Source organism: Sphingorhabdus sp., assembly GCF_044374345.1.
Lineage (GTDB): Bacteria > Pseudomonadota > Alphaproteobacteria > Sphingomonadales > Sphingomonadaceae > Sphingorhabdus_B.
In genome coordinates, this window is sequence record NZ_JBILOS010000106.1 from 1 (window position 1) to 6,534 (window position 6,534).

Sequence of the window (6,534 nt, forward strand, 5' to 3'; positions counted from 1 at the left end):
ACTTGGGCAAGGGTTGCGCCGCCTCGTCAACTGGGTCGCCGATTATTATCTGACCAGCCATGCCGCGGTGTTGCGGATGGTCCTGGCATCGTCTGCGGCGTTTACGGTGTCTGGTACGATCATTGAGTATCGGCGCACCGGCTTTGAACCCGCTCGGCTCACCCCGCAACGCGCCGTGGCGCTTGACGCATTGGAAGGTGCGCAAGGCCTTGTTCGTGAGCTTGCGGCAGAAGCGGGGGTTAGCGATGCTGTTATCCGCGGGCTGATAAAGGCAGGGGCTTTTGAGCCTGTCACGATCAGCGTCGATTCTCCGCTGCCTGAACCCATTGCAGATTTCGGCGCGCCAAAATTGAATGACGCGCAAATGGTCGCGGCAGACGCAATGGTCACCGCCGTGCGCTCGGGCGGGTTTGATACTTTCGTCCTCGACGGTGTGACCGGGTCTGGCAAAACCGAAACCTATTTTGAAGCGGTTGCCGAAGCCATTCGCTTGGGCAAGCAAGTTCTCGTTCTGCTCCCCGAAATCGCCCTGACGACGCCGTTTCTGGCCCGTTTTGAAGCCCGTTTCGGGGTGGAGCCTGCCGTGTGGCATAGTAATTTGCGGTCAACGCAGCGCCGCCGTGTGTGGCGCGCGGTGGCGGACGGCAGTGCAAAGGTACTTGTCGGTGCACGGTCGGCTTTGTTCCTGCCCTTTGCCAATCTGCGGCTGATCATCGTCGACGAAGCGCATGAGAGCAGTTTCAAGCAAGAAGATGGCGTGCGGTACCATGCCCGCGATGTTGCCGTGATGCGTGGCCGCTTTGAAGGCTTTCCCGTGGTGCTGGCGTCGGCCACACCCGCTTTGGAATCGCGCCATATGGTTACGATTGGCCGCTATAAGGGGTTGGAAATCCCGTCCCGTTTCGGCGCGGCCAAAATGCCGGAGATCAAGGCGATTGACCTCACCTTGGACGCGCCCGAGCGTCAACATTGGATTGCGCCCACATTGCTCAAGGCGTTGGAAGAGCGCGTGGAACGCGGCGAGCAAAGCCTGCTGTTCCTCAACCGGCGCGGCTTTGCGCCGCTCACCTTGTGCAGAACATGTGGCCACCGCTTTCAATGCCCCAATTGCACAAGCTGGATGGTCGAACACAGGCTGGTTCGCCGGCTTGCGTGCCACCATTGCGGGCATGTCATGCCGCCGCCCGATGAATGCCCTGAATGCGGCGAAAGCGACACGCTTGTCGCCTGTGGTCCCGGCGTTGAACGGATTTGTGACGAGGTAAATCGCCTGCTGCCCGATGCGCGTACCATCGTTGCGACATCGGACACATTATGGTCGCCAGAAAAAGCCGCGGAGTTCGTCTCGCGGGTTGAAAACAAGGCGGTCGACATCATCATCGGCACACAGTTGGTGACCAAGGGATATCACTTTCCTGAGCTGACCTTGGTGGGCGTGATTGATGCTGACCTTGGTCTTGAAGGCGGCGACTTGCGTGCGGCCGAACGGACATTTCAGCAAATCGCGCAGGCGGCGGGCCGGGCAGGGCGTGGTGAAAAACCGGGTGAGGTTTTCATACAGACGCGTAATCCCAACCACCCCGTGATCGCCGCGTTGGTCGCAGGGGACCGCGATGCATTTTATGATGCGGAAACCGAGCAACGCAAATCCGCAGGTGCGCCGCCGTTCGGGCGCTTTGCGGCGATCATCATTTCATCAGAAGACGAACGGGAGGCTATTGAAGCCGCGCGCGCAGTCGGTGGCGCCGCGCCGCAGGTTGACGGCATGTATGTCTATGGCCCTGCGCCAGCGCCGCTCGCTATGCTGCGTGGCCGTTACCGCCAGCGGTTGTTGGTCCATGCACAACGTTCGGTCGAGGTACAGACCATCATTCGCGAATGGCTGGGCAGCCTGCATTTTCCCCGGAGCGTTCGGGTCGGGGTCGACGTCGATCCCTATAGTTTCTTATAAATTTTGATGGCTGGATAATCCCGGGTCGAAAATCCTGATTTACCTGCGCCGCCTTATGATGCATCGTTAAAAAAAATTTTGGGGGAGAGACCAACATGCAGAAATTCTTTTACGCCATTTTATTGAGCACGGCGTCAGCCACAGGTGCTTTTGCACAAGACGCCAAGCCAGCATCGGACGCGACCATTGCCGCACAGCGCAGCATGGCGGCGCAGCTTCCGGTCGAAGATGGCCGTGACCTCGAATTTGCAGATCGCGGGTTTCTTGGAAGTCTGGCGGACCCCATCATCACCAACAAAGATGGCAAGCCTGTCTGGAATTTGGGCGCTTATGACTGGATGGGCAATTCGGCATCGCCGGACACGGTAAACCCCAGCCTGTGGCGGCACATGGGGCTTTTGCGCAAGCATGGCCTATATGCGGTGACCGACAATATGTGGCAAGTGCGCGGGTTTGATGTGTCCAACATGACCATCATCAAAGGGCAAACGGGTTGGATTATCATCGATCCGTTGACCAGCCGTGATACCGCCGCTGCGGCGCTGAAGCTTGTGAATGAAAAGCTGGGTTCGCGTCCTGTATCCGCAGTTGTCTATAGCCATAGCCATGGCGACCATTTTGGCGGGGTGCGCGGCATCGTCAATGAAGCCGATGTTAAGGCGGGCAAAGTCGCCATTATCGCGCCCGAACATTTTTTGGCTGAAACAGCGTCCGAAAATGTGATGGCCGGTTCGGCGATGGGACGGCGGGCGACATTCCAATTTGGCACCAACTTGGCACCGGGGCCGCAGGGTCAAATGGGCAGTGGCATCGGTAAAGGCATTGGCGGTGGCGACATTACGCTCATTTCGCCAACCATCGACATTCGCAAAACCGGCGAAGTGCGCGAAATTGACGGGGTGAGTCTTGAGTTTCAAATGGTGCCTGCGACAGAAGCGCCAGCCGAAATGAACGTTTACATTCCCGCAGCGCGCACATTTTTGGCCGCCGAAATAGCAACCTGCAGCCTGCACAATATTCTGACGCCGCGCGGTGCCAAGGTACGCGATACATTAAGCTGGTCCAGCTTCCTCAACGAAGCTGTCAACCTGTACGGCGACCGTAGCGATATAATGATTTCAAGCCATTGCTGGCCGCGCTTTGGACAATCCGAAGTCAAAGGATCGTTGTCGGGGCAGCGCGACAATTACCGCTATCTGCACGACCAGACAGTCCGCATGATGAACAAGGGCATGACGCAGGCCGAAATTGCCGAGGCGTTGAAAGCGCCGCCAGCGATTGGCGACCAATGGTTCAACAAAGGCTATTACGGCACCTACAGCCACAATTCGAAGGCCGTATATCAATATTATCTGGGTTGGTATGACGCCGTCCCTGCCAACCTTAACCCCCACCCGCCTGAAGTTCGCGCGGCGAAAATGGTCGCGGCCATGGGCGGGGCAAAGAAGCTGCTCGCGGCGGCCAAAAAGGCGATGAAGGCGGGGGATTATCGCTGGTCGTCGGACCTGTTGAATCAACTAGTTTTTGCCGATCCCAAAAATGTTGAAGGCCGCGCGTTGCTTGCCGACAGCTATGAACAGCAAGGCTATCAGGCGGAGTCCGCGATTTGGCGTAACATGTTCCTGACTGGTGCGGCCGAGCTACGGCGCGGCATGAAGGCGGGCGTAAGTACGCAAAGCATCGACATGATTTCAGCGATACCAACTGGCCTGTTGCTTGATTCTGTCGCAACCCGATTGGATCCGAAGATTATCGGCAATGCGGCACTGACGCTGAATTTTGTGATTTCCGACCGGAAGGAGACGGCGAAAATCACCGTCGGCAATGCGGTGATGATCAGCGAAATGGGAACAGGCCATGCTGCGCCAGCCGTAACCGTTTCCGGACCGCGTCAGCTGTTCCTGGCTCTGTTGTTCCTGAAAATGCCGGCAGCGCAATTGCAAATGGCTGGGCTGAAGATCGAAGGCGACCGGTCGGTCGTTGACAAGCTTCAGGCGGCGCTTGACCCGATGCCGGGCGCATTCAACATCGTCGAACCCTAAAGAGTTACATTTCCCCGCGTTCGCGGCGAATTGCATACCATTTTTTGACGTTGGCGTTGTGCTCTTGCAGGGTGTCGGCAAACACATGCCCGCCCTTGCCATCGGCGACGAAGAACAATGCGCTCGTCGCTTGCGGGTTCAGCACAGCGGCAATCGCCGCGCGTGACGGATTGGCAATCGGACCCTTTGGCAGGCCCCTCATCGCATACGTATTATAGTCGTTGACGTCGGCTATTTCGGATTTGCGGATGCGGCGGCCAAGCGGTTTACCCTTGGTAATCGGGTAAATGATAGTCGGGTCAGCCTGAAGCATCATGCCCTTGCGCAGGCGGTTGGAATATACCCCGGCCACAATCCGCAGTTCGGATTTCAGCGCGGTTTCCTTTTCGACAATCGACGCCAGCGTCAACGCCTCAAGCGGCGTTTTAACGACCGTGTTGGGGCTACGCTTTGGCCAAAGCTCGTCCATTGTTTTTGTCATCGCGTCTTGCATGCGTTTGAGCACGGCAGCGCGCGGCTCGCCTACGCCAAAGGCATAGCTGTCGGGCAGCACGGAGCCTTCGGCCGGCATTGCGATAGTGCCGCTGAGGCGGTCATTCGCCATCAAGCGTTCGTAGACCATGATCGATGGCATCCCCTCGGGGATCGTGACCATCCGCTGGACGGTTTTGCCGCCGGTCAGGATGGATAATATCTCGGCATTCGACGCCTGCGGCTCGATGATGAATTCGCCAGCCTTAATCGTGCTGGTGCCGCCAAAAATTCGCGCGCGGTTTACGAACGCATCGGCGGACTTGATAACACCGTCTTTTTCAAGCTGCTGTGCGGCCAGGGTAATGCTTGAACCGGGCTTGATAACGACGGTTACTTCACGTTCCAACGGACCGGGTGCAGTCCAGCCGTAGATGAAGTTGCCGGCAATGATAGCAAGCAGCAGCGCCGCCGCTAATATCGCCCATCTGGCGAGGCGGCGCATATCGTCAGATAGCCTTCATGATCAGGCTGGCATTGGTCCCGCCAAAGCCGAAGCTGTTGTTCAGGACAGCTTTCACTTCACGCTTTTTGGCCACATGCGGAACCAAATCGACGCCTTCAGTGCCTTCATCCGGATTGTCTAGATTGAGCGTTGGCGGAACGATTTGATCGCGGAGCGCGAGGATGCAGAAAATGCTTTCGACCGCGCCAGCGCCGCCCAAAAGATGGCCGATGGCGGATTTGGTCGAGCTCATAGAGACGTTCGCAATCGCATCACCAAATAAACGCTTCACAGCACCCAGTTCGATGGTGTCGGCCATCGTCGATGTGCCATGCGCGTTGATATAATCAATATCGCTTGGCGTCATGCCCGCTTTTTTCAACGCCATCTGCATCGAACGATAGGCGCCGTCGCCATCGGGATGCGGCGCGGTGACGTGATAGGCATCGCCCGAAAGGCCATAGCCAACAACTTCGGCGTAGATTTTTGCGCCGCGCGCCTTTGCGTGCTCATATTCTTCCAGAACGATAACGCCTGCGCCTTCACCCATAACAAAACCGTCGCGGTCCTTGTCATAAGGGCGGCTTGCGGCTTCGGGACGGTCGTTAAAGCTCATGTTCAATGCACGCGCTTGTGCAAAGCCCGCAATACCCAGTGGGTTGATCGTGCTCTCTGCGCCGCCAGCCAGCATAATGTCGGCGTCATCATCGCGGATCATGCGTGCGGCATCGCCAATGGAGTGCGCGCCGGTGGAACAGGCGGTGACCACAGCGTGATTGGGGCCTTTCAGGCCATATTTGATGCTGACCTGACCAGAGATCAGGTTGATGAGGCGGCCATGCACGAAATGCGGGCTGACGCGGCCGGGGCCTTTTTCAGCGAGCAGCAATGCCTCGCTTTCAATGCCAGGAAGACCGCCAATGCCGGATCCGATGGAGCAGCCAGCGCGTAGCTTTTGTTCTTCGGTCAATTCGGTGAGGCCGGCATCTTCCAATGCCTGACCTGCGGCATCGATGCCGTAAATGATAAAGGGATCAACCTGCCGCTGAACCTTGTGGTCGACGCGCTTGTCGGGGTCAAAGCCCCATGCGTGATCCTTTGGCTTCACCTCGCAGGCAATATGACATTTATGGTCGCTGGTGTCAAAACGCGTAATCATGCCTGCGCCGGATTTGCCAGCAATCAGGTTGGACCATGTCGTTTCGACATCAGGCCCCAAAGGTGTAACCAGACCCAGTCCAGTGACCACTACACGACGCATTGCGTTATCTCCAAAATGCTAATCTTCGCAGCCCAATACCGCGAACAAGTGCCAAAATGCAAACGGCTTTCCGACGGTAGCGCTGTTGACGCCGGTCGGAAAGCCGCTGGAATTATAACTGCCCGCGCGACATAGCGCGCGAGACGGTTCAGCCGTTGCTGTTGATGAAGTCGATTGCGTCCTTAACGGTTGCGATTTTTTCAGCCGCATCGTCAGGGATTTCAACGTTGAATTCTTCTTCGAACGCCATGACGAGTTCGACGATGTCGAGGCTGTCTGCGCCAAGATCGTCGATGAAGCTTGC

5 protein-coding genes are annotated in these 6,534 nt (G+C 57.3%); 2 read left to right on the forward strand and 3 right to left on the reverse strand.

Annotated features, from left to right (window positions below; genetic code table 11):
• Together ACIQ5B_RS09615 and ACIQ5B_RS09620 are read left to right on the forward strand one after the other, a co-directional pair.
• On the forward strand, window positions 1-1,951 hold a 1,951-nt coding region (locus ACIQ5B_RS09615), incomplete at its 5' end, for a primosomal protein N' (RefSeq protein ID WP_397598824.1).
• 95 nt (window positions 1,952-2,046) lie between these two features.
• Window positions 2,047-3,993 (forward strand): alkyl/aryl-sulfatase, encoded by a 1,947-nt coding sequence (locus tag ACIQ5B_RS09620; protein ID WP_397598825.1) that lies wholly within the window; start codon window positions 2,047-2,049, stop codon window positions 3,991-3,993.
• Between the two features lie 4 nt (window positions 3,994-3,997).
• Here ACIQ5B_RS09620 and mltG read toward each other — a convergent pair whose 3' ends face one another.
• From mltG to ACIQ5B_RS09635, 3 genes are all read right to left on the reverse strand, one after another.
• Complete coding sequence (gene mltG, locus ACIQ5B_RS09625; protein WP_397598826.1) at window positions 3,998-4,969, reverse strand: endolytic transglycosylase MltG; 972 nt, start codon at window positions 4,967-4,969, stop codon at window positions 3,998-4,000.
• A 4-nt stretch (window positions 4,970-4,973) separates the two neighbouring features.
• On the reverse strand, window positions 4,974-6,230 hold the full coding sequence (gene fabF, locus ACIQ5B_RS09630) for a beta-ketoacyl-ACP synthase II (protein WP_397598827.1): 1,257 nt from the start codon (window positions 6,228-6,230) through the stop codon (window positions 4,974-4,976).
• A 148-nt stretch (window positions 6,231-6,378) separates the two neighbouring features.
• On the reverse strand, window positions 6,379-6,534 hold a 156-nt coding region (locus ACIQ5B_RS09635), incomplete at its 5' end, for an acyl carrier protein (RefSeq protein ID WP_397598828.1).